Below are 19,272 nucleotides of genomic sequence, written 5' to 3'. Positions count from 1 at the left end.
GCGCCCGGGCGGTCGTTTCGCGTGGGGCCGTATGCTTTGGCATTGAAGTGCTGGAGCCACCGATCGACATCGCGCCTTCGGCGCGGTTGACGCACAGGGCCGTTGCGCCTACCCGCTCGGCGATCGGCATGCAAGCAAGGGACTGCATCGATGACGGCCAGAAAGCGCCGGCCAGCGGCCGGCATCAACACCACGCTCACCCATGCCGGCAACGACCCGCATGACTATCACGGCTTCGTCAATCCGCCCGTGGTGCGCGCCTCGACCGTCCTGTTCGCCGATGCGCGCACGCTGCGCCACAACGACCAGCGCTATACCTACGGCACGCACGCCACGCCGACCACCGACGCCCTGACCTCCGCAATCGACGCCCTGGAAGGCAGCGCCGGCACCATCCTCGTGCCTTCGGGCCTTGCCGCGGTCACGGTTCCGCTGCTGGCGTTCCTGTCGGCGGGCGACCACGTCCTGATCGTCGACACCGTCTATTATCCGACGCGCCGTTTCGCCGACACCGTGCTGACCCGCATGGGGATCGAGGTGGAGTATTACGTGCCCGAGATCGGTGAGGGCATCGCCGGCCGCTTCCGCGACAACACCCGGGTCCTGTTCATGGAGGCCCCCGGCTCGAATACCTTCCAGGTGCAGGACGTTCCGGCGATGGCGACGGCCGCGCGCGAGCGCGGCATCGTCACCATGATCGACAACACATGGGCAACGCCGCTGTTCTTCCGGCCGCTCGATCACGGGGTCGACATCTCGATCCACGCCGCGACGAAGTATCCGGCCGGTCACGCCGACGTGCTGATGGGCATGACCAGTGCCAACCGGGCCTGCTGGGAGCGTCTGTCGGCGATGCAGACCGCGCTGGGCACATGCGCCGCCCCCGACGACGCCTATCAGGTGCTGCGCGGGCTGCGCACCATGGGCGTGCGCCTGGCCCACCATCAGCAAAGCGCGCTGACGATCGCCCGCTGGCTGGACGGCTTGCGCCAGAAAGGGCACGCGCTTGTCGGCGACGTGCTTTTTCCGGCGCTCGAGTCCGCCCCCGGCCACGCCATCTGGAAGCGCGATTTCGGCGGTGCGGCGGGCGTGTTCGCCTTCGTGCTCAGGGGGTCGAAGGCGCAGGCCGACGCCTTCCTCGATGCCCTGACCTGGTTCGGTCTCGGCTTTTCCTGGGGCGGCTATGAGAGCCTTGCCGTGCCGGTCCATCTGGGCGACAGAACCGTCTCGGCGCGCGATTACGGCGGGCAGGTCATCCGCCTGCAGATCGGGCTCGAGGACGCCGACGATCTGATCGCCGATATCGAAACGGGCCTTGCCGCGGCCTTGGCCGCCGCGTGACCGGCGCCCTTCCCGCTTCGCGCAACCACGGACAAACCACTGAAAACGTTGGCGAACCCGGCAGGACTCGAACCTGCGACCTGATGATTAGAAGTCACCTGCTCTATCCAGCTGAGCTACGGGTCCGGCAGCGGGGATATACGCGACGCACCCGGCCGGGCGCAAGCTGGCGGTGCCGCGGCGTGGCGCTCGAGGCGCGCCGTCAATCAGTGCGTCCAGGGCGTGCGCCGGTCGTGGCGGAAATTGTCCGCATAGGCCTGCCGGCGGCGCTTGGGCACGTGCGGCTCCTCGACCCGGTAGGCGATCTTGTGCTTTTGCGCATAGGCGATCGCCGCATCCCTGGTGGCAAAGGTCAGCCGCACCTGGCTGTGCATGTCGCTCGAGGAGGTATAGCCCATCAGCGGGTCGACCCGACGCGGCGACTGGCGGTCGAACTCCAGGATCCACCGGCCCGTCTTGGCCTTGCCGGACTGCATGGCCGTCTTGGCCGGGCTGTAGATGCGTGCGCTGGTCATCGTCTTTGTCCGTGGCCGATCTTGCGTTGCTCCCGCGGGCATCGAGGCGGTTCGCCGCCATGGTCGGAGCGGCAGGATTCGAACCTGCGACCCTCTGGTCCCAAACCAGATGCGCTACCAGGCTGCGCTACGCTCCGAGGTGCCATCGCGACGGCCCGGTCCGCATACACCCGGTTGCCGGCGACGGCAAGGCGTCGGCACGGCCGCGCCTTCGCCCCTAGGGTTCGATCGCACGATGGCGCAGCATATCGCCCTGCACGATACCATGGGCAGCCGCCTGGCCCGCATGCACTTCGAGCACATAGCGCGCCGGCGCCCCCGACAAGACCTGCGCAGTCGAAAATGGCTCGGTGTTGGCCGCCACGCGGACGATGCGGCCCGTCTCGTCGGCAAAGATTATGTCGAGCGGCAATGGCGTGTTCTTCATCCAGAACGATCGCGGCGCGGACCGGTCGAAGACGAACAGCATGCCCCGGTCCATGGGCAGGTCCGTGCGGTGCATCAGTCCGCGTGAACGCGCCGCGGCGCTGCGCGCGATCTCGATCTCGTAGCGGGCGCGTTCCGTGCCGTCCGCCGCGACGATTTCCAGCACCTGCGCATCGACCGGCAGGCGCAGCGGCTCGTTCGCGGTGGCCGGCAGGCATGCCAGCAGCGCGGCGACGAACGCCAGCGCCAGGCGCAACACGAGCGGTTGAAGGGCAAATGTCATGGCTGCGCCGTTCCGGTCCGATGCCAATGTCGCGCCTTTCATGGAGCGGGTCCGCGTTTCGATATCCGGTCAGTGTCGTACACCAGATCGGATGTCGACGGAACGGTTGTTCCAGACACCCCGCCCCGCGCCGATGCCGGTTGCGGCGGCGACCATGCACGCACGGCACGGCAAACCGTCATCGATCCGCCGCCCCATTGCGGTCAGGCCCCGGCCAGATCCTCGATGATCGGGCAATCGGGCCGGTCGTCGCCATGGCAATGGGCCACCAGCGTCGACAGCGTGGCGCGCAGCGAGCGCAGCTCCTCGATCTTGCGGTCGATCTCGCCCACCTTTTCGAGCGCCAGCGCCTTGACGTCGGCGCTCGCCCGATGCTCGTCATCGTAAAGCGACAGCAGCGACCGGCATTGCTGGATCGAAAATCCGAGGCTGCGCGCGCGCTGGATGAAGCGAAGCCGGTGCAGATCGGCCTCGCAATAGTCGCGATAGCCGTTGGCCGAGCGCGCCGGAGCGACAAGCCCGATCTCCTCGTAATAACGGATCGTCTTGGGGGGAAGATCAGTTGCCTGCGCCGCTTTCTTGATGTTCACCGAGCGCTCCTTTCAACCGCACATCGTAATAGCCTCTGAGCCGCTCGATCTCCGGTTCGGAAAAGCCGAGCGCGCGCGCCTTGCGCACGACCTCCTCGACCGATGCGGCCTCCCTGGCCTTGGGGTCGCGCAGGCCCAGCGACAGGTCCGGTTCTGGGTCAATATTGCTCATGGCCTGCATATAGGCGGTTGCCAGGCCCGTTTCAGCGGGTCTCACATTCCGGTGCATCGGTGTTGATCCCACCGCACGCATGCGCGCGAGGCGGACCGGGAAGAAAGCCCCTAAAGGCTCCAGCTACGGGAAGGTCAAGCCCGGGCGCTGGCCGGTCATCGACACGAACGCCGCGGCCGGCCCCCGCACCGGCTGCCCGTTGCGGCACGCGAAGCAGCGGACTGGACGCGCGATCGCCGTTCACGCCGGCCTTGAAGCGTCGGCCCGAATCGCCCGGCGCGCCGCGCCGCCCTTGCCCTTTGCCCGGCGCCGGTGCATCACAGCGCCATGTTGACGTGGTTGCGCTTCATCGCCCTGGCCGGCGCGCTGCATGCCGCCGCCGCCGCGCCGGCCCTGGCGCAGGCCGATGGCGGCGTCGCCCTGCTGGCGCCGCTGTCCGGACCCTTCGGCACCTACGGCCAGTCGATGGGTGCCAGCGCCCGCGCCGTGCTCGGCGATGAGGTGACAGTGCTCGATGATGGCTGCGAGGCGCCGATCGCCGCGCGCGCCGCACGCACCGCGGCTGCCAGCGGTGCCCGCCTCGTCATCGGCCTGCCCTGCATCGATGCCTTCGACGCCGCCATGCCCATTCTCGCCGAAGCGGACGTGCCCGTGCTGGCGACCGGCATTCAGGCCCCCGACATCACCGGCACGCACGCCACCACCGGGCGCTGGCCCGTCTTTCGCGTTGCGCCGCCCGCCGATCAGGAGATCGAGGTCCTCGCCGACCATCTGGCCACCCATTGGCGCAATGTCGCCTTCGCCGTCATCGACGACGGAACGCTATATGGCCGCCAGCTTGCCGAGAACGTTCGCCTGGCTCTGGCCGAGCGCGCGCTCGAGCCGGTCTATGCCGACACGTTTCGCCCGCTCGTCGAGACCCAGGCCGCGCTTGTCCGGAGGCTGCGCCGCGCCGGCGCCACGCACGCGCTGATCGGCGGCGACGCGCGCGACGCGGCCGTCATCGCCGCCGACGCCGCCCGGCTCGACTACGAGCTGACCCTTGCCGGAGGCAGCTTCCTGCTGGCCCCGCCCGAAGAAGGCGCCCTGCCCGACGGCACGCTGATCGCCACCATTCCGCCCGGCACCGACTTCACGCGCATTGCCGCGCAGATCGCCCGCCAGACGCTGGCGGCGGACGCTTCCGCCTTGGCGGCGCTGCGCGCGCGCAGCTTCGAGACCGCCGCCGGCGCGCTCGCCTTTACCGGGGCCGGCGAACCGCAGACAATGTTCTACAAGATGCATGTCATCGACGACGGCGCGCTGGTGCCCGTTTCAGACAACGAGGCCAACTGAACCATGCCCATCGAGCCCGGACCGCGCAATCTGATCACCGACGTGCCGGACCTCAGGGTCGGCCAGGCGACACATGCAAGGATCAAGAGCGGCGTCACCGCCGTCATTTGCGACGTGCCCACCACCGCCGGCGTCCAGGTTCTTGGCGGTGCGCCGGGCACGCGCGAGACCGACCTGCTCGAGCCGCACAACACGGTGCAGACGGTCGATGCCGTGGTCCTGGCCGGTGGGTCGGCCTTCGGCCTCGATGCGGCGGCGGGCGTTCAGGACTGGCTCGCCGAACAAGGGCGCGGATTTCCGGTCGGCGCGCACCGCGTGCCGATCGTTCCCGCCGCGATCCTGTTCGATCTCATCAATGGCGGCGACAAGGACTGGGGCGACAAGTCGCCCTATCGCGCCCTTGGCGCGCTGGCCGCGCAGGCCGCCGACGACCATTTCTCGATCGGCTCGCACGGGGCCGGCGCCGGTGCCACCACCGCCGGGCTCAAGGGCGGGCTCGGCTCCGCTTCGGCGATGCTCGACGACCCGCAGATCACGGTCGGCGCGCTCGTCGCGGTCAACTGCCTGGGGTCGGTGACGGTCGGCGACACGCGCCATTTCTGGGCCGCCCCTTTCGAGATCGACGGCGAGTTCGGCGGGCTCGGCCCGGCCCATCCGCTGCCCGTCAATGCCACCGAGATCGCGGTCAAGTTCCGGCAGATGGCCTCCGACCGTGCGCTCGCCAACACCACGATCGGCGTCATCGCCACCGATGCGCGCCTGACCAAGGCGCAGTGCAAGCGGCTCGCCATCGCCGCTCACGACGGGTTGGCCCGAGCCATCTGGCCGGCGCACACCCCCTTTGACGGCGACTGCATCTTCGCGCTGTCGACCAACCGGATCGACGTCGAGGACGACCAGGACGTCTTCATCGATCTGTGTGCCGCGGCCGCCTCGGCCATGGCAAGGGCCGTGGCCCGCGGCGTCTACGCCGCCCATGAGGAGCCCTCCGACCTGATGCCGCCCTGGTCGGCGCGGCGCTGACGGCACGAACGCGCGGGCCTGCCGAATCCGACCTGTCGGGATCGGGCCCTGCCGGCCTTGACGACCTTGCCCGCTCACGGTTGAGGCTGGACTTGCGTCTCAACCATCGCTAGACAGCGCCGCTGGCGCGACGCGTGACAAAAGGGACAAGATCACATGGAAGCCATGACGGAGCAAATCGGCGGCTGGGGGCCGCTCGTCTTCAACGCCATCAAGGCGCTTATCGTGCTGGTCGTCGGCTGGATCATCGCCGGCTGGGCGGGCGGCCTCGTTCGCCGGCGCATCATGGCGACGCCGCAGATCGATCCGACGATCGGCGGGTTCACCGCGAGCATCGTCAAATGGGCCATCCTGGCCATGGTGCTGATTGCCGTGCTCGGCATTTTCGGGATCGAGGCGACCAGCCTGGTGGCGGTGCTCGGCGCGGCGACGCTGGCCATCGGCCTGGCATTGCAGGGCACGCTGAGCGATCTCGCCGCCGGCTTCATGCTGACCCTGTTTCGGCCCTATCGGCTCGGGCAGTATGTCGACATCGGCGGCACGGCCGGAACGGTCAAGGATCTCAACCTGTTCGTCACCGAACTTGCGACGCCGGACAATGTGCAGATCATCATCCCCAACGGCCAGGCCTGGGGATCGGTGATCACCAACTATTCGGCCCATGACACCCGGCGCGTCGATCTGCAGTTCGGCATCGACTACGGCGACGATGCCGACAAGGCGGTCGCGATCATCGCCGAGTTGGCACGGGCGGACCCGCGCATCCACGACGAGCCCGAACCGTGGGTGCGCGTGACCGGTCTGGGCGAAAGCTCGGTCGATCTGACGATGCGCGTGTGGTGCGCGGCGGCCGACTACTGGGATGTGCGCTTCGACATGCTCAAGGCGGTCAAGCTGGCCTTCGACGAAAAGGGCATTTCGATTCCCTATCCGCATTCGGTCGAGATCCAGAAGGCGGCCTGAGCCGACGCCGCAATGACGCACGGGCAGGCCGGGCGCAGCGCGTCCGGCCTTTTTCACGCGCGCCCGGTCGCGGACACGCACACCTCCAGCGGCCACCGGGAGCGTCGACGATGCAAGGGTGAAATGGCACGCCCAACGGGACTCGAACCCGTGTTTCCGCCGTGAAAGGGCGGCGTCCTAGACCGCTAGACGATGGGCGCGCGGCAGGGTGAACGGTGTATAGGCACTATCGCCTGGGCTCGCAACCCTTGTACGAGCGCCAACGGGCATTTTTCGCCATGCCGATCGCGGTCCGATCCCGGCCGTTCCATGCCGTGGGCATCGCAAAAAGGTGCAGACACCCCGATCGCCGAATCGCCGGCAACGCCGTGTCCGGCGTGTGCTCTCAAAACGCCCATCCGATCCCCGGCGCGGCATCGACCGGCCATCGAATGGCAGTCCCGCTGCCCCGGCTTGCGGCCCGCCCGTCCATCCGCAATCGGCCGCCAGACCTCGGCCACGGGCGGCGTCGCGCCCAACCGCGACCTTCGAATTGGAGTGCCCTTAATAGCCCGCCCATCGCGGCAGTCCGTTGCCAGAGCCGGCCCGCCAGCTATCGCCGGCAGCGCCAGTTCCAGTCGCGGCGCGGGCCGATGTCGATATGAACCGAATCGGTGTGGCAATAGGTGCCCACGCCGCCGCGGCCAGGCAGATCGCGCATATAGGAGGCAAGGTCCCACTTGCTCACGCCCTCGACCTGAATGTCGGCGGCGGCGCAATAGATGTGCAGGGAATTGGAGGCGCCGCTGGCCTTGCGGTTGCGGCCGGGGCTGCGATAGCCCGAGGTGACGACGACCGGCTCGCCGAAATGGCGCTCGACCTGGTCGAGAATGTCGACAAGCGCCGGCTTGAGGCATTTCACATCGACACCGTCGTGCTGGGTACGCAGCCCGTTGGGCGCAAGCCGGGCGAGACCGGCCGCCGATGCGACCTGCACGCCGGCCCCGTCGGTGCCGTTGTTGCGGTTCCCTTCGTCACTGCCCGACAGCGACGCGCGCGCGAACAGCGGCCCTTCAGCCGATCGGATCACCGGCCGAGAGCCCGAATCGGGGCGACCGAAGAGCGAGGCCAGAAAGCCCTGCCGGGAATCGCGGTCGCTGCCGGCCGACGCCGCTTGCGGCGCACGCCCCCGGGGCGCAAGACCGGCGGCCTCGATCCGGCGCGTCGCCACATCGTCGGGCGGCGCCGACGACCCGCTGGCCGCGGCCGGCTGAACTGCGGCGGCCGATGGTGTCTGGCCGGCAAGCAGGGCGCTTGGGGGGCGCGGCACGCCTTCGGTCGGTGTCGGCCCGCTATAGGATTGCGTGGCGCCCGCATAGCTGCGTTCCGGGCCGGTGGCCGGGAACATCGTGCTTTCGCCAAGGGTCAGCGTGTGCTGGCCGTTCAAGGTGGGCAGCGGCTTGAAGCCGGCGACGGAGCCCAGCGTGTCCGCCGTGCAGGCCGATACGAATATGGCGGCCGCCGCGGCGGCCATCATGCGCAAGGCGTGCCCGTGCCCCCGATGCCGGTCATTGCTTGTCAAACAGTCGTCCCCTCTTGCCACCCCCGGTTGCGATCCGGGCTCGAGTTGGCGCGACAATGGTTAACGGCAAGTTAACGATTGCTTACCACATCGGCGGGCAAAGCTAAACCACCCCAGGCAGAGCGGGTGCGCTAGGGGCGACAATGCGGCCAAATCATGAAGATTGCGTGCAGGCGCCCCTCACCAGCTGCCGGTATTTGGCATGGAAGCCCACGGCTCCTTCTTCGGCAGGGCTTCGCCCTTTTGCAGCAATTCGATGGAGATGCCATCGGGCGAACGCACGAAGGCCATGTGGCCGTCGCGCGGCGGCCGGTTGATCGTCACGCCCGAAGCCTGCAATTTCTCGCAAAGCGCGTAGATGTCGTCGACCGCATAGGCCAGATGGCCGAAATTGCGGCCGCCCTGATATTCTTCCGGATCCCAGTTATAGGTGAGCTCGACCATGGGCGCCCGATCCTCGACCGCGCTCTGGCGGTCTTCGGGGGCGGCCAGGAAGATCAGCGTGAACCGGCCGGCCTCGTTCTCCATGCGCCGGATCTCCTCAAGGCCGAGCTTGTTGCAGTAAAAGTCGAGCGACTCGTCGATGTCGCGGACACGCACCATGGTGTGCAGATAACGCATGTGGAGGTCTCCCTTGTGGTTCGTCGTCGCAGCGCCCATACCGGACCACCGCTTGCCGGCGCCGGCGGCATGGCGCCGAGCGCGTCGATCATGGCCCTTTGTGCACGCCCCATGTGCCCTTGCGCAACACTTGCGGCAATTCCCAACTAATTCGGTTTTCGCTCTTGCCGCAATCACTGGCTGTGATGCTATCCTTGAGGCGAATCACGGATCGCCGATTCTGGTCCCGAGACTGGGCGGACGTGGAGGGGAAGTGTGTCGTATGAGTGACGGCTCGCAATCGGACAAGGATAAGTCGCTCCAAACGGCGCGCACCGATGCGCGCACGGCGGATGTGCATGGCCTGATCGAGGTCGCCGGAACCATCAAATGGTTCGATATTGCAAAGGGGTACGGCTTCATCGTGCCCGATGACGGCGCGCTGGGCGATGTCATGCTGCATGTGACGTGCCTGCGTCGCGACGGCTTCCAGACCGCGCTCGAGGGCGCGCGGATCGTGTGCGAGGCGCGCCGCGGCGAACGCGGGTTCCAGGCCTTTCACGTGATCTCGATGGACAATTCGACCGCCGTGCATCCTGCGGCCAACGAGCCCCGGACGCACCAGACGGTCACCCCGACCAGCGGCCTCGAACGCGTCATCGTCAAATGGTTCAACCGCACCAAGGGATTCGGGTTCCTGACCCGCGGCGAGGGCACGCCCGACATCTTCGTGCACATGGAAACACTGCGCCGCTACGGCCTGACCGAGCTCAGGCCGGGACAGGTGGTCATCGCGCGCTTCGGCGCCGGCGAGAAGGGCCTGATGGCGGCCGAGATCTACCCCGATATCGGCATGCAGCCGCCCGCCTCGCACTGATCGCCCCGATCGGCCGTCAGTGCGCCTCCAGCCCGCGATGCCGACGCGCACCGACAGCCGACCGCTTGGACGCACCGACCGCGCCATGCCTGCCGCGACGAAGCCGACCGCGCTCGAATGATGGCAAATCGCCTTCGGTGTGCGGATTGCGCTGTGGCCCGTCCCGTGCGGTGATAGTGTGAAATCTCCCGAGCATCAGCGGACCGTTCGACCATGCGCCCCATCGCCATCGCCCCCTCCATCCTCGCCGCCGACTTCGCACGCCTTGGCCAAGAGGTCCAAACCGTCGTCCAGGCCGGCGCGGACTGGCTGCATCTGGACGTCATGGACGGCCATTTCGTGCCCAACATCTCCTTCGGCCCCGATGTCATCGCCAGTGTGCGGCCATACACCGACGCCGTCTTCGATTGTCATCTGATGATCGCCCCGGCCGACCCCTATATCGAGGCGTTCGCCAAGGCCGGCAGCGACATCATCACCGTGCATGCCGAAGCCGGCCCGCACCTGCATCGTTCGCTGCAGGCGATCAAGGCGCTCGGCAAGCGTGCCGGGGTGAGCCTCAATCCGGCAACGCCCGTCTCGGCGGTCGAAAATGTCCTCGACCTCGTCGATCTGATCCTGGTGATGAGCGTCAATCCGGGTTTTGGCGGTCAGGCCTACATCGAAGCGGCAACCGGCAAGATTGCCGCGCTCGGCGCCCTCATCGGCGACCGACCGATCGATTTGCAGGTCGATGGCGGCATCACGGCGCAGACCGCCGGCACCTGCGCGCGCGCCGGGGCCAATGTGTTCGTGGCCGGCTCGGCGGTGTTCCGGGGCGGGACAGCGGCGGCGTATCGTGATAACATCTCCGCCATCAGGGCGGCGGCAACGGACAACCGGGCACAAGGAGCCTGACATGATCACCACGCTCACGCGCGCCGCCTTCGCCGCCGCGATCGCCGCGCCCTTCGCCGCCCTGTCGCCGGCGCCGGCCCTTGCCGGCGATGCCGCCAGGCTGAACGTGCTCGGCTTTTCGGCCGATGCGAGCATCTTCGCCTTTGAGGAATACGGTATCCAGGACGGCTCGGGCTTTCCCTATGCCAACCGGTTCTACATCGACACCGCAACCGATACCTTCCTCGCCGGAACCCCGATTCGCGTACGGCTCGACGACGAAGCGGCGGACGTCGCGCAGGCCCGTGCCATGGCGCGCGATCAGGGCGAGGCGATCGTCGGCGACGATGTCCTGGCCGACAATCGGGGCTGGCTGGCCGGCTTCAACGCCGTCACCGAGCGCAGCGCCGATCCCTTCGTCATGACCGTCAATCCGCGGCCGGTGTTCCCGCCGATCGACGACCCCATCGAGGTTCGGCTCGAGGAGCTGGGCTTCGTCGCCGAGGACACCTGCGCCGGCGTCGTCGACACGCTGGCGGGCTTTCGCCTTGTCGCCATCGACCCCACGCCGGGCGGCACCACGCGCCTGCTGCACGAGGACGACCGCGTGCCGGCGAGCCGGGGCTGTCCGCTCGGCTATCGGATCGGCGGCATCCAGGTCGCCGACCATCCGCATGGACCCGACACCTATGCCGTGCTGATCGCCGTGCGCTCCTACGGCTTCGAGGGGCCCGATCATCGCTGGATGGCGGTCACCGTCACCGGGCCGTGAGCGCCGGCGAACGCAGCCGGTCCCGGCCGGGCACGCGCCTTGCGGGCAGACCGGTGCGGCCCGCGGTCCGGCTCGTGCGCATCGGCGCCATCGCCCTTGCCTTCGGCGCCTGCCTTGCCGGCCTGACGGTCCATGCGCTCAAGGTGCGCTTTGGCTGGCACGATGGCGGCGACGTCGTCGACCTGGCCCTGGTGCTCGGGGCCGGCGGCGCCGTCGGCCTGGCGCTGGCCGCCGCCGTCGTTTCGGTGTTCGGACGCCGGCTGCGCCCGCCCCTGCGCACGCTTGCCATTGCCGCGCTGGGTCCGGTTGCCATCCTGGCCGTCACCGCCGGCCTGCTCGTGCTCGATTACCGCGCCTACTACGCCCAGTGGCATGCGCCACCGCTGACGCGGATCTGGCTCCTGCAGCAGTTCTTCACCGGTGCCGCCGCCGTTTACCAATACACCGTCATCGGCCCGCGCCTTTACGGACTTGCCGGCCCGGCGCTGCTCGCCGTGGCGAGCGTGGCGGCCAGCCGCGCCATGCGTTGAGTCTGCACGCGCGGCCTGATACGCCAGCCCATCGCTATCGCACAGGCAGGCACCGCCCCATGATTCCCCGCTATTCGCGCCCCGAAATGACGGCCATCTGGTCGCCGGAGACCAAGTATCGCATCTGGTTCGAGATCGAGGCCCATGCCTGCGACGCCCTGGCCAAAGCCGGCATCATTCCCGACCGGGCGGCCCAGGTGATCTGGGAGAAGGCCGGCAGCGCCACCTTCGATGTCGAGCGCATCGCCGAGATCGAGCGCGAGACCAAACACGACGTCATCGCCTTTCTGACCCATCTGGCCGAGATCGTCGGCCCCGAGGCGCGTTTCGTCCATCAGGGGATGACCTCCTCGGACGTGCTCGACACCTGCCTTGCCGTCCAGCTCGCCCGTGCCTGCGACATCCTGCTCGACGACCTCGACGCCCTGCTCGCCGCCCTCAAGGCGCGCGCCCACGAGCACAAGGACACAGTCACCATCGGCCGCAGCCACGGCATCCATGCCGAGCCGACGACGTTCGGGCTCAAGCTGGCCCAGGCCTATGCCGAGTTCGATCGCTGTCGCACGCGCCTTGTCGCCGCCCGCGCCGACATCGCCACCTGCGCGATTTCCGGCGCCGTGGGCACCTTCGCCAATATCGACCCGGCGATCGAGGCCCATGTCGCCGAAGCGATGGGGCTGACCGTCGAGCCGATCTCGACCCAGGTCATCCCCCGCGACCGCCATGCCATGTTCTTTGCTACGCTCGGGGTCATTGCCGGCTCGGTCGAGCGACTGGCAGTGGAGATCCGCCATCTGCAGCGCACCGAGGTTCTGGAGGCCGAGGAATACTTCGCGCCCGGCCAGAAGGGCTCGTCCGCCATGCCGCACAAGCGCAATCCGGTCCTGACCGAGAACCTGACCGGTCTTGCCCGCATGGTGCGCGGCTATGTCACCCCGGCGCTCGAGAACGTGGCGCTGTGGCACGAACGCGACATCTCCCATTCCTCGGTCGAGCGCATGATCGGCCCCGATGCGACCGTCACGCTCGATTTCGCCCTGCACCGGCTGACCGGCGTGATCGACAAGCTGGTCGTCTATCCCGAGACCATGGCCGCCAATGTCGACCGGCTGCGCGGGCTGATCCACTCCCAGCGCGTGCTGCTGGCGCTGACCCAGGCCGGCGTCAGCCGCGAGCAGGCCTATGGCCTGGTCCAGCGCAACGCCATGAAGGTGTGGGAAGAAGGCAAGGACTTCCTCGCCGAACTGCTCGCCGATGCCGATGTGCGCGCGCACCTTTCGGAAACCGACATTCGCGACCGGTTCGACCTCGGCTACCACACCCGCCATGTCGACACGATCTTCGCGCGTGTGTTCGGCTGAAGGGAAGCCAGATCAGTCGCCGCGCGCGGCGGCCAGCACCGCATCGGCGCCGGCCCTGACCAGCGCCGCGTCGAACCCGGCGGCGACGAGCCCGTAGCCCATCGCCACATAGCGCTGCGTCATCGCCGGGTCGGCCGCGAAGATGCCCGCCAGCTTGCCATGGGCCTTCGCGCAGGCCGCGATGTGGGCGATTGCCTCCATCATCGCGTCGAGCTTGGGATCGAGCCGCTCGCCGCCGGTCCAGGCGATGGAAAAATCCGCCGGCCCGACGAACACCGCGTCGATTCCCCGGGTCGCGAGGATGTCGTCGAGCGCATCGAGCGCGCCGCGCGTCTCGATCATGGCGAAGCTGAGCGTGTCCGCGTTGGCGCTCGCCAGATAGGCGTTTCCGCCCGAAATGCCGCGCAGCGTGATGCCCCGCGTCGGGCCCCATGATCGCTCCCCGACCGGCGGGTACTTCATCGCCGCGGCAAAGGCGCGCGCATCGGCGGGCGAGTTGATCATCGGCGCGATGACCGCGTCGGCGCCGAAATCGAGCGCCCGCGCGGCCATGTCGAACCGGCCGACCGGCACGCGCACCATGACCGGCTTGCCCAGCCCGACGATTGCGGCAATGCCGTCCCACACCGACTGCTCGGTATGGCCGCCATGTTGCATGTCCAGATTGACCGCGTCGAACCCCTGCCCCGCCAGCATCGCCACGAACCCGGTGTCGGGCAGCGACGACCAGGCGCAGATGACGGTCTCTCCGGCGCGCAATCGCCGCGCAAGATGAAGGGGGGCTTCAGCCATGGCGGTTTCGATACCGGTCGGCGATGCGCGCGGTCAGCGGCGGCACGAAGCTCAGCCCTTTTCCACTTCCTCGATGGCCCTGGCCATCAGCTCGTCCATGGTGCGGCGGATCTGGTGGTCGGACTGCTCCACCCCGGCGGCGTCGAAATCGCCCCTTACCTTGCGGAAGACGTCCTCCTCGCCCGGCTCCTCGAAGTCGGCGGCGATCACTTCCTTGGCGTAGGCGGCCGCCTCATCGCCCGACTTGCCGAGCTTTTCGGCGGCCCACAGCCCCAGCAGCCTGTTGCGGCGCGCTTCGGCCTTGAACCGCAACTCGGCGTCGTGGGCGAACTTGTTCTCGAAGGCGTCCCGGCGGTCCTTGATGCTCATTTTCGGTCTCCAAAAGCGCGGCTGAGATGGCCCTTTATCTAGTGGTTTTGCCGGTGTTAGCCAAATGCTTTATCAGGGTCCCGCACGCCGTTCGACGCATTGCCGCCGATCGCCGGGACAACCGCGCCCTTTGACGTTGAGGGCGCAAATGCCCATTTGTTTTGCAGCGCCAGTTCGGCTAGACCGCGCACGGACGCTTCCCGCTTCAACACCTTTTCCAGCACGCAAGGTCGGCCCATGAAACAGCGCAGGCGAATCTACGAGGGCAAGGCGAAGATTCTCTACGAGGGACCCGAGCCAGGCACGCTTGTGCAGCACTTCAAGGACGATGCCACCGCCGACAACGCCGCCAAGCACGATGTCATCGAAGGCAAGGGCGTTCTGAACAACCGCATCTCGGAGCACATTTTCTCCGCGCTCAACCGCATGGGCATTCCCACCCATTTCGTGCGCCGGCTGAACATGCGCGAGCAGCTCATCCGCGAGGTGGAGATCATTCCGGTCGAGGTGGTGGTGCGCAACATCGCCGCAGGGTCGCTGTCCAGGCGGCTGGGCATCGAGGAGGGTACGGTGCTGCCGCGCTCGATCATCGAGTTCTACTACAAGTCCGATGCGCTCGGCGACCCGCTGGTCACCGAGGAGCATGTAACCGCCTTTGGCTGGGCCAATCCGCAGGAGATCGACGACGTCATGGCGCTGGCCATCCGCGTCAACGATTTCCTGTCCGGGCTGTTTCTGGGCATCGGCATCCAGCTGGTCGATTTCAAGATCGAATGCGGACGGCTTTACGAGAACGATATGATGCGCATCGTGGTGGCCGACGAGATCTCCCCCGATTCGTGCCGGCTGTGGGACATCGACACGAACGAGAAGCTCGACAAGGACCGGTTCCGCCGCGACATGGGCGGGCTGGTCGAGGCCTATGCGGAAGTCGCCCGCCGTCTCGGCATCATGAACGAGAACGAGCGCCCGCGCCCCTCCGGCCCCGTGCTCGTCGCCTCCAAGGACAAGCTGCACTGACGTTTGGCCGATGATCAACGCACGCATCACCGTCACGCTGAAGACCGGTGTCCTCGACCCGCAGGGCAAGGCGATCGGCGGCGCCCTGGCCGCGCTCGGTTTCGCCGGTGTCGCCGGCGTCCGGCAGGGCAAGGTCTTCGACGTCACGCTCGACCATGACGACCGCGCGCGCGCGGCAGCCGAACTGGCCGACATGTGCGAGAAACTGCTCGCCAATACGGTCATCGAGGACTACGCCGTGGAGATCGACTGAGCGATGAGGGCTGTCGTCGTTCTGCTGCCCGGGCTCAACCGGGATCGCGACATGATCGCGGCGCTGCGCACCATCACCGGGCACGAACCGCTCACCCTGTGGCAGACGGACACGCAGCTGCCGGCCCGCACCGATCTGGTCGTCATCCCGGGCGGCTTTTCCTTCGGCGACTATCTGCGCTGCGGGGCGATCGGCGCGCGCATGCCGGTCATGCGGGCCGTCGCCGAGGCGGCCAGGCGCGGCGTGCGCGTTCTGGGCGTGTGCAACGGCTTTCAGATCCTGCTCGAGGCAGGCCTTCTGCCCGGAGCGCTGATGCGAAACGCCTCGCTGAACTTCGTTTGCAAGACCGTCAGGCTGCAGGTCGTCAACGCCGACACTGCGTTCACCCGCGGCTATCGCCCCGGCCAGGTGATCGACTGCCCCGTCGCCCATCACGACGGCAACTATTTCGCCGACGCTGGCACGCTCGCCCGTCTGCACGATGCCAACCGGATCGTCCTGCGCTATGCCGAAGGCACCAATCCCAACGGTTCGACCGACGACATAGCCGGCATCGTCAATTCCGAAGGCAATGTGCTGGGTCTGATGCCGCATCCGGAAAACCGCATCGAACCGGCCCATGGCGGCACCGACGGCCGCGCCCTGTTCGAAAGCGCACTCGGCCTGGTTTCGGCGTAGTCTTCACGGACCGGACGCGACGCCGCCGCCAATGCCCGCAACGGGCCGGCCCGCAACAGCAACGCACACATTCGCCTTTGTCTTCGTCGCGGTCGATCCGCGTGGCCGCTGCGATCGCTGCATGCATGGCGCCGATCGCCCCGAACCGCCGCCGCAGGCCGTCATGCCGTGGCCGGCTCGCGCTCCATCGCATCGATGATCGCATCGATCGCCGCCTGCGCATTGCCGCCATCGGGGCCGCCGGCCTGGGCCATGTCCGGCCGACCGCCGCCGCCCTTGCCCCCGAGCGCGGCCGCACCGGTGCGCACCAGATCGACCGCATCGAACCGACCGGTCAGATCGTCGCTGACACCGACCACGATCGATGCCTTGCCGTCACCGGACCTTGCCACCAGGGCCACAACGCCCGACCCAAGGCGCGACTTGGCCTGATCCGCCATGGACTTCAGGTCACGCGGCGGAACGCCCTCGACGACACGGCCCATGAAACCGACCCCGGCAACCAGGCGGTCCTGCTCCTGGCCACTGTCACCGGTTCCGCTGGCTGGACCAGCCAGCGCCAGCGCCTTGCGCGCCTCGGCCAGTTCACGCTCGAGCCGCCGGCGCTCCTCGACCAATTGCTCCACACGGTCCACGGCCTGATCGGGACCGGCCTTGAGCAGGTTCGCCATCGCGCGCACCCGCTCGTCCTGGCCCTGCAGAAATTTGCGCGCGCGCTCACCGGTCAGCGCCTCGATGCGGCGCACGCCGGCCGAAACCGGGCTCTCCGAAACGATAAAGATCAACCCGATCTCACCGGTCGCGCCGACATGGGTCCCACCGCACAGCTCGATCGAATAGGTCTGTCCGATCTTGTCGCCATGCAGCGCCGTGCCCATCGACACGACCCGCACTTCATCGCCATACTTCTCGCCGAAAAGGGCGATCGCCCCCTCCTCGATCGCTTCATCGACGCCCATCACGCGGGTGGTGACGGGACTGTTTTGCAGCACGATCTCGTTGGCCAGATCCGCAATTCGCGCAAGCTCGTCATGGCTGACGCGCTTGGGATGCGAAAAATCGAAACGCAAGCGATCGGGCGCCACGAGCGAGCCTTTCTGGGCGACATGGTCGCCAAGCACCTCGCGCAGCGCCTCGTGAACGAGATGGGTCGCCGAGTGGTTGGCCCGCAGCGCCGCGCGGCGCGTGTGATCGACCTCCATGACGACGACGGCGCCCTTGCGCGCCTGCCCCTTGTGCACGCGAGCGTGATGGACGAACACGCCATCGGCATGCTTTTGGGTGTCGGTCACCGCAATCACCAGCCCGTTGCCGAGCATGAACCCGCAATCGCCCTGCTGGCCGCCGGATTCGCCGTAAAACGGGGTCTGATTGGTCACGATCAGCACGTCTTCGCCGGCCTCGGCGCGTTCGACCGGCACGCCGTCGCGTACGATCGCTGCAATCACGCCTTCGGCCTTCTCCGCATCGTAGCCGACGAATTCCGTCGCGCCCACCTCATCGCGGATCGCAAACCAGACCGTGTCATCGGCAATCTCGCCCGAGCCGACCCAGTGCGACCGCGCCTCGGCCTTCTGCCGGGCCATCGCCTTGTCGAAACCGTCCGTGTCGACGCCGATCCCGCGCCGGCGCAGGGCATCCTCGGTCAGATCGAGCGGGAAGCCATAGGTGTCATAGAGCTTGAACGCGGTCTCGCCGGCAAGGGTATCACCTTCGCCCAGCGACACGGTCGCCTCTTCGAGCAGCCCAAGCCCGCGTTCAAGCGTGCGTCTGAAGCGCGTTTCCTCGAGTTCGAACGTCTCGCCGATCAGCGCACGCACCCGGTGAAGCTCCGGATAGGCCTCGCCCATCTCGCCGATCAGCGCCGGAACGAGCCGGTGCATCAGCGGCTCGCGTGCGCCCAGAAGATGGGCATGGCGCATCGCCCGCCGCATGATGCGGCGCAGCACATAGCCGCGCCCCTCATTGGACGGCAACACGCCATCGGCCATCAGGAAGGCGCCGGCGCGCAAATGGTCGGCGATCACCCGATGGCTCGCCTGATGCTCGCCGATCGCCCGGGTGCCGGTCAGTTCCTCCGACGCCGCGATCAGCGCGCGGAACAGATCGATGTCGTAATTGTCGTGCACGCCCTGAAGGACGGCGGCGATACGCTCCAGCCCCATGCCGGTGTCGATCGACGGTCGCGGCAAATCCACCCGCACCTCGGGCGAGACCTGCTCATGCTGCATGAAGACCAGGTTCCAGATCTCGACGAAACGGTCGCCATCCTCTTCGGGCGAGCCCGGCGGCCCGCCCCATACATGCTCGCCATGGTCATAGAAGATCTCCGAACACGGCCCGCAAGGACCGGTTTCGCCCATCGCCCAGAAATTGTCATGCGTGGCGATGCGGACGATCCGATCCTCGGGCAGGCCCGAGATCCGGCGCCAGTGCCCGTAGGCCTCCTCGTCGGTATGGTAGACGGTGACCCACAGCCGTTCCGGCGCGACCGCGAATTCCTCCGTGATCAGCTTCCAGGACAGCTCGATCGCCTGCTCCTTGAAATAGTCGCCGAACGAAAAATTGCCCAGCATTTCAAAGAAGGTGTGATGCCGGGCGGTATAGCCGACATTGTCCAGATCGTTGTGCTTGCCGCCTGCGCGCACGCACTTTTGCGCGGTCACCGCCCGCTGATAGTCGCGCGTTTCAAGACCGGTGAAGACATTCTTGAACTGCACCATGCCCGCATTGGTGAACATCAATGTCGGATCGTTCAGCGGCACGAGCGAACTTGACGGCACGACGGTGTGTCCATGCCGTGCAAAGAAATCCAGAAAGGCCGTGCGTATGGAATTAACGCCACTCATGAACTGTCCTAAAAGTCACCAAAGGGCCGACCAGGCCCGCTGCGGCAAGCCCTGGCCGCCGCGCCATGTCCGCCCGTCCTTAGGGC

The 19,272-nt window shown here is 67.5% G+C and carries 22 protein-coding genes and 3 tRNA genes; 12 read left to right on the top strand and 13 right to left on the bottom strand.

Annotated elements, in window-relative coordinates:
- The first annotated feature begins 150 nt into the window (after positions 1 to 150).
- Positions 151 to 1,341 carry a cystathionine beta-lyase gene (locus RBB34_RS06465; protein ID WP_306118373.1) on the top strand — a complete coding sequence of 397 codons (1,191 nt, stop codon included), beginning with the start codon at positions 151 to 153 and terminating at the stop codon, positions 1,339 to 1,341.
- A gap of 49 nt (positions 1,342 to 1,390) precedes the next feature.
- On the opposite strand, the gene RBB34_RS06460 is transcribed toward RBB34_RS06465, so the two are convergent.
- From RBB34_RS06460 to RBB34_RS06435, 6 genes are all read right to left on the bottom strand, one after another.
- A tRNA-Arg gene (locus RBB34_RS06460) sits at positions 1,391 to 1,467 on the bottom strand.
- Positions 1,468 to 1,547: 80 nt separating this feature from the next.
- Positions 1,548 to 1,856: an ETC complex I subunit gene (locus RBB34_RS06455; protein WP_306118372.1), complete on the bottom strand. Its 309-nt coding sequence runs from the start codon at positions 1,854 to 1,856 to the stop codon at positions 1,548 to 1,550.
- A 60-nt stretch (positions 1,857 to 1,916) separates the two neighbouring features.
- Positions 1,917 to 1,993, bottom strand: a tRNA-Pro gene (locus tag RBB34_RS06450).
- Positions 1,994 to 2,073: 80 nt separating this feature from the next.
- The gene (locus tag RBB34_RS06445) at positions 2,074 to 2,565 is read right to left on the bottom strand and encodes a DUF192 domain-containing protein (RefSeq protein ID WP_306118371.1); all 492 of its coding nucleotides are present in this window, start codon (positions 2,563 to 2,565) and stop codon (positions 2,074 to 2,076) included.
- Between the two features lie 203 nt (positions 2,566 to 2,768).
- On the bottom strand, positions 2,769 to 3,155 hold the full coding sequence (gene cueR / locus RBB34_RS06440; RefSeq protein ID WP_306118370.1) for a Cu(I)-responsive transcriptional regulator: 387 nt from the start codon (positions 3,153 to 3,155) through the stop codon (positions 2,769 to 2,771).
- Positions 3,124 to 3,384: a hypothetical protein gene (locus RBB34_RS06435; protein ID WP_306118369.1), complete on the bottom strand. Its 261-nt coding sequence runs from the start codon at positions 3,382 to 3,384 to the stop codon at positions 3,124 to 3,126. The genes cueR and RBB34_RS06435 overlap by 32 nt, the downstream gene beginning before the upstream one ends.
- Before the next feature lie 270 nt (positions 3,385 to 3,654).
- Between RBB34_RS06435 and RBB34_RS06430 the strand changes: the two genes are divergently transcribed.
- The 3 genes from RBB34_RS06430 to RBB34_RS06420 all read left to right on the top strand — a co-directional run bounded on the left by RBB34_RS06430 (position 3,655) and on the right by RBB34_RS06420 (position 6,648).
- Positions 3,655 to 4,662 carry an ABC transporter substrate-binding protein gene (locus tag RBB34_RS06430; protein WP_306118368.1) on the top strand — a complete coding sequence of 336 codons (1,008 nt, stop codon included), beginning with the start codon at positions 3,655 to 3,657 and terminating at the stop codon, positions 4,660 to 4,662.
- 3 nt (positions 4,663 to 4,665) lie between these two features.
- On the top strand, positions 4,666 to 5,685 hold the full coding sequence (locus tag RBB34_RS06425) for a P1 family peptidase (protein ID WP_306118367.1): 1,020 nt from the start codon (positions 4,666 to 4,668) through the stop codon (positions 5,683 to 5,685).
- Positions 5,686 to 5,841: 156 nt separating this feature from the next.
- The gene (locus tag RBB34_RS06420; RefSeq protein WP_306118366.1) at positions 5,842 to 6,648 is read left to right on the top strand and encodes a mechanosensitive ion channel domain-containing protein; all 807 of its coding nucleotides are present in this window, start codon (positions 5,842 to 5,844) and stop codon (positions 6,646 to 6,648) included.
- A 124-nt stretch (positions 6,649 to 6,772) separates the two neighbouring features.
- On the opposite strand, the gene RBB34_RS06415 is transcribed toward RBB34_RS06420, so the two are convergent.
- From RBB34_RS06415 to gloA, 3 genes are all read right to left on the bottom strand, one after another.
- Positions 6,773 to 6,848 (bottom strand) — tRNA-Glu (locus tag RBB34_RS06415).
- A gap of 392 nt (positions 6,849 to 7,240) precedes the next feature.
- Positions 7,241 to 8,164 carry a D-Ala-D-Ala carboxypeptidase family metallohydrolase gene (locus tag RBB34_RS06410; protein WP_306118365.1) on the bottom strand — a complete coding sequence of 308 codons (924 nt, stop codon included), beginning with the start codon at positions 8,162 to 8,164 and terminating at the stop codon, positions 7,241 to 7,243.
- A gap of 225 nt (positions 8,165 to 8,389) precedes the next feature.
- Complete coding sequence (gene gloA, locus RBB34_RS06405) at positions 8,390 to 8,830, bottom strand: lactoylglutathione lyase (protein WP_306118364.1); 441 nt, start codon at positions 8,828 to 8,830, stop codon at positions 8,390 to 8,392.
- Between the two features lie 262 nt (positions 8,831 to 9,092).
- Between gloA and RBB34_RS06400 the strand changes: the two genes are divergently transcribed.
- The 5 genes from RBB34_RS06400 to purB all read left to right on the top strand — a co-directional run bounded on the left by RBB34_RS06400 (position 9,093) and on the right by purB (position 13,225).
- Positions 9,093 to 9,686 carry a cold-shock protein gene (locus RBB34_RS06400; protein WP_306118363.1) on the top strand — a complete coding sequence of 198 codons (594 nt, stop codon included), beginning with the start codon at positions 9,093 to 9,095 and terminating at the stop codon, positions 9,684 to 9,686.
- A gap of 213 nt (positions 9,687 to 9,899) precedes the next feature.
- Entirely contained in the window at positions 9,900 to 10,583 is a 684-nt protein-coding gene (gene rpe, locus RBB34_RS06395; RefSeq protein ID WP_306118362.1) for a ribulose-phosphate 3-epimerase, read from the top strand.
- A gap of 1 nt (position 10,584) precedes the next feature.
- Positions 10,585 to 11,334 (top strand): DUF2259 domain-containing protein, encoded by a 750-nt coding sequence (locus RBB34_RS06390; RefSeq protein WP_306118361.1) that lies wholly within the window; start codon positions 10,585 to 10,587, stop codon positions 11,332 to 11,334.
- Positions 11,331 to 11,864 carry a hypothetical protein gene (locus RBB34_RS06385; protein WP_306118360.1) on the top strand — a complete coding sequence of 178 codons (534 nt, stop codon included), beginning with the start codon at positions 11,331 to 11,333 and terminating at the stop codon, positions 11,862 to 11,864. The genes RBB34_RS06390 and RBB34_RS06385 overlap by 4 nt, the downstream gene beginning before the upstream one ends.
- A gap of 59 nt (positions 11,865 to 11,923) precedes the next feature.
- Positions 11,924 to 13,225 (top strand): adenylosuccinate lyase, encoded by a 1,302-nt coding sequence (gene purB / locus RBB34_RS06380; protein WP_306118359.1) that lies wholly within the window; start codon positions 11,924 to 11,926, stop codon positions 13,223 to 13,225.
- A 12-nt stretch (positions 13,226 to 13,237) separates the two neighbouring features.
- On the opposite strand, the gene RBB34_RS06375 is transcribed toward purB, so the two are convergent.
- The 3 genes from RBB34_RS06375 to RBB34_RS06365 are packed head-to-tail and all read right to left on the bottom strand — an operon-like array spanning position 13,238 to position 14,610.
- Entirely contained in the window at positions 13,238 to 14,017 is a 780-nt protein-coding gene (locus RBB34_RS06375; protein ID WP_306118358.1) for an aldolase/citrate lyase family protein, read from the bottom strand.
- A gap of 51 nt (positions 14,018 to 14,068) precedes the next feature.
- Complete coding sequence (locus tag RBB34_RS06370; RefSeq protein ID WP_306118357.1) at positions 14,069 to 14,386, bottom strand: DUF1476 domain-containing protein; 318 nt, start codon at positions 14,384 to 14,386, stop codon at positions 14,069 to 14,071.
- A 56-nt stretch (positions 14,387 to 14,442) separates the two neighbouring features.
- On the bottom strand, positions 14,443 to 14,610 hold the full coding sequence (locus RBB34_RS06365; RefSeq protein WP_306118356.1) for a hypothetical protein: 168 nt from the start codon (positions 14,608 to 14,610) through the stop codon (positions 14,443 to 14,445).
- Between the two features lie 13 nt (positions 14,611 to 14,623).
- Between RBB34_RS06365 and purC the strand changes: the two genes are divergently transcribed.
- From purC to purQ, 3 genes are read left to right on the top strand one after another with little or no spacing between them, the layout of a single operon-like run.
- Positions 14,624 to 15,406: a phosphoribosylaminoimidazolesuccinocarboxamide synthase gene (purC, locus tag RBB34_RS06360; RefSeq protein ID WP_306118355.1), complete on the top strand. Its 783-nt coding sequence runs from the start codon at positions 14,624 to 14,626 to the stop codon at positions 15,404 to 15,406.
- Between the two features lie 10 nt (positions 15,407 to 15,416).
- Positions 15,417 to 15,659 carry a phosphoribosylformylglycinamidine synthase subunit PurS gene (gene purS, locus RBB34_RS06355; protein ID WP_306118354.1) on the top strand — a complete coding sequence of 81 codons (243 nt, stop codon included), beginning with the start codon at positions 15,417 to 15,419 and terminating at the stop codon, positions 15,657 to 15,659.
- A gap of 3 nt (positions 15,660 to 15,662) precedes the next feature.
- Positions 15,663 to 16,337, top strand: coding sequence for a phosphoribosylformylglycinamidine synthase subunit PurQ (gene purQ, locus RBB34_RS06350; RefSeq protein ID WP_306118353.1), 675 nt, complete (start codon positions 15,663 to 15,665; stop codon positions 16,335 to 16,337).
- A gap of 161 nt (positions 16,338 to 16,498) precedes the next feature.
- Here purQ and alaS read toward each other — a convergent pair whose 3' ends face one another.
- A complete protein-coding gene (gene alaS / locus RBB34_RS06345; protein ID WP_306118352.1) occupies positions 16,499 to 19,186 on the bottom strand; it encodes an alanine--tRNA ligase in 2,688 nt (895 codons plus the stop codon).
- Positions 19,187 to 19,272 lie beyond the last annotated feature (86 nt).

The sequence above is a fragment of the Roseitalea sp. MMSF_3546 genome (assembly GCF_030732865.1).
Lineage (GTDB): Bacteria > Pseudomonadota > Alphaproteobacteria > Rhizobiales > Rhizobiaceae > Roseitalea.
This window is presented reverse-complemented; position numbering and strand designations above follow the sequence as displayed.

Bases quoted from the DNA above. Each gene is read 5' to 3' on its own strand.
- purQ (WP_306118353.1), top strand. From the start codon at position 15,663: ATGAGGGCTGTCGTCGTTCTGCTGCCCGGGCTCAACCGGGATCGCGAC.
- gloA (WP_306118364.1), bottom strand. From the start codon at position 8,830: ATGCGTTATCTGCACACCATGGTGCGTGTCCGCGACATCGACGAGTCG.
- RBB34_RS06430 (WP_306118368.1), top strand. From the start codon at position 3,655: ATGTTGACGTGGTTGCGCTTCATCGCCCTGGCCGGCGCGCTGCATGCC.
- purB (WP_306118359.1), top strand. From the start codon at position 11,924: ATGATTCCCCGCTATTCGCGCCCCGAAATGACGGCCATCTGGTCGCCG.
- purC (WP_306118355.1), top strand. From the start codon at position 14,624: ATGAAACAGCGCAGGCGAATCTACGAGGGCAAGGCGAAGATTCTCTAC.
- RBB34_RS06400 (WP_306118363.1), top strand. From the start codon at position 9,093: ATGAGTGACGGCTCGCAATCGGACAAGGATAAGTCGCTCCAAACGGCG.
- RBB34_RS06375 (WP_306118358.1), bottom strand. From the start codon at position 14,017: ATGGCTGAAGCCCCCCTTCATCTTGCGCGGCGATTGCGCGCCGGAGAG.
- alaS (WP_306118352.1), bottom strand. From the start codon at position 19,186: ATGAGTGGCGTTAATTCCATACGCACGGCCTTTCTGGATTTCTTTGCA.
- RBB34_RS06410 (WP_306118365.1), bottom strand. From the start codon at position 8,164: ATGATGGCCGCCGCGGCGGCCGCCATATTCGTATCGGCCTGCACGGCG.
- RBB34_RS06455 (WP_306118372.1), bottom strand. From the start codon at position 1,856: ATGACCAGCGCACGCATCTACAGCCCGGCCAAGACGGCCATGCAGTCC.
- RBB34_RS06390 (WP_306118361.1), top strand. From the start codon at position 10,585: ATGATCACCACGCTCACGCGCGCCGCCTTCGCCGCCGCGATCGCCGCG.
- rpe (WP_306118362.1), top strand. From the start codon at position 9,900: ATGCGCCCCATCGCCATCGCCCCCTCCATCCTCGCCGCCGACTTCGCA.
- RBB34_RS06425 (WP_306118367.1), top strand. From the start codon at position 4,666: ATGCCCATCGAGCCCGGACCGCGCAATCTGATCACCGACGTGCCGGAC.
- RBB34_RS06445 (WP_306118371.1), bottom strand. From the start codon at position 2,565: ATGACATTTGCCCTTCAACCGCTCGTGTTGCGCCTGGCGCTGGCGTTC.
- RBB34_RS06465 (WP_306118373.1), top strand. From the start codon at position 151: ATGACGGCCAGAAAGCGCCGGCCAGCGGCCGGCATCAACACCACGCTC.
- RBB34_RS06370 (WP_306118357.1), bottom strand. From the start codon at position 14,386: ATGAGCATCAAGGACCGCCGGGACGCCTTCGAGAACAAGTTCGCCCAC.
- purS (WP_306118354.1), top strand. From the start codon at position 15,417: ATGATCAACGCACGCATCACCGTCACGCTGAAGACCGGTGTCCTCGAC.
- RBB34_RS06420 (WP_306118366.1), top strand. From the start codon at position 5,842: ATGGAAGCCATGACGGAGCAAATCGGCGGCTGGGGGCCGCTCGTCTTC.
- RBB34_RS06435 (WP_306118369.1), bottom strand. From the start codon at position 3,384: ATGCACCGGAATGTGAGACCCGCTGAAACGGGCCTGGCAACCGCCTAT.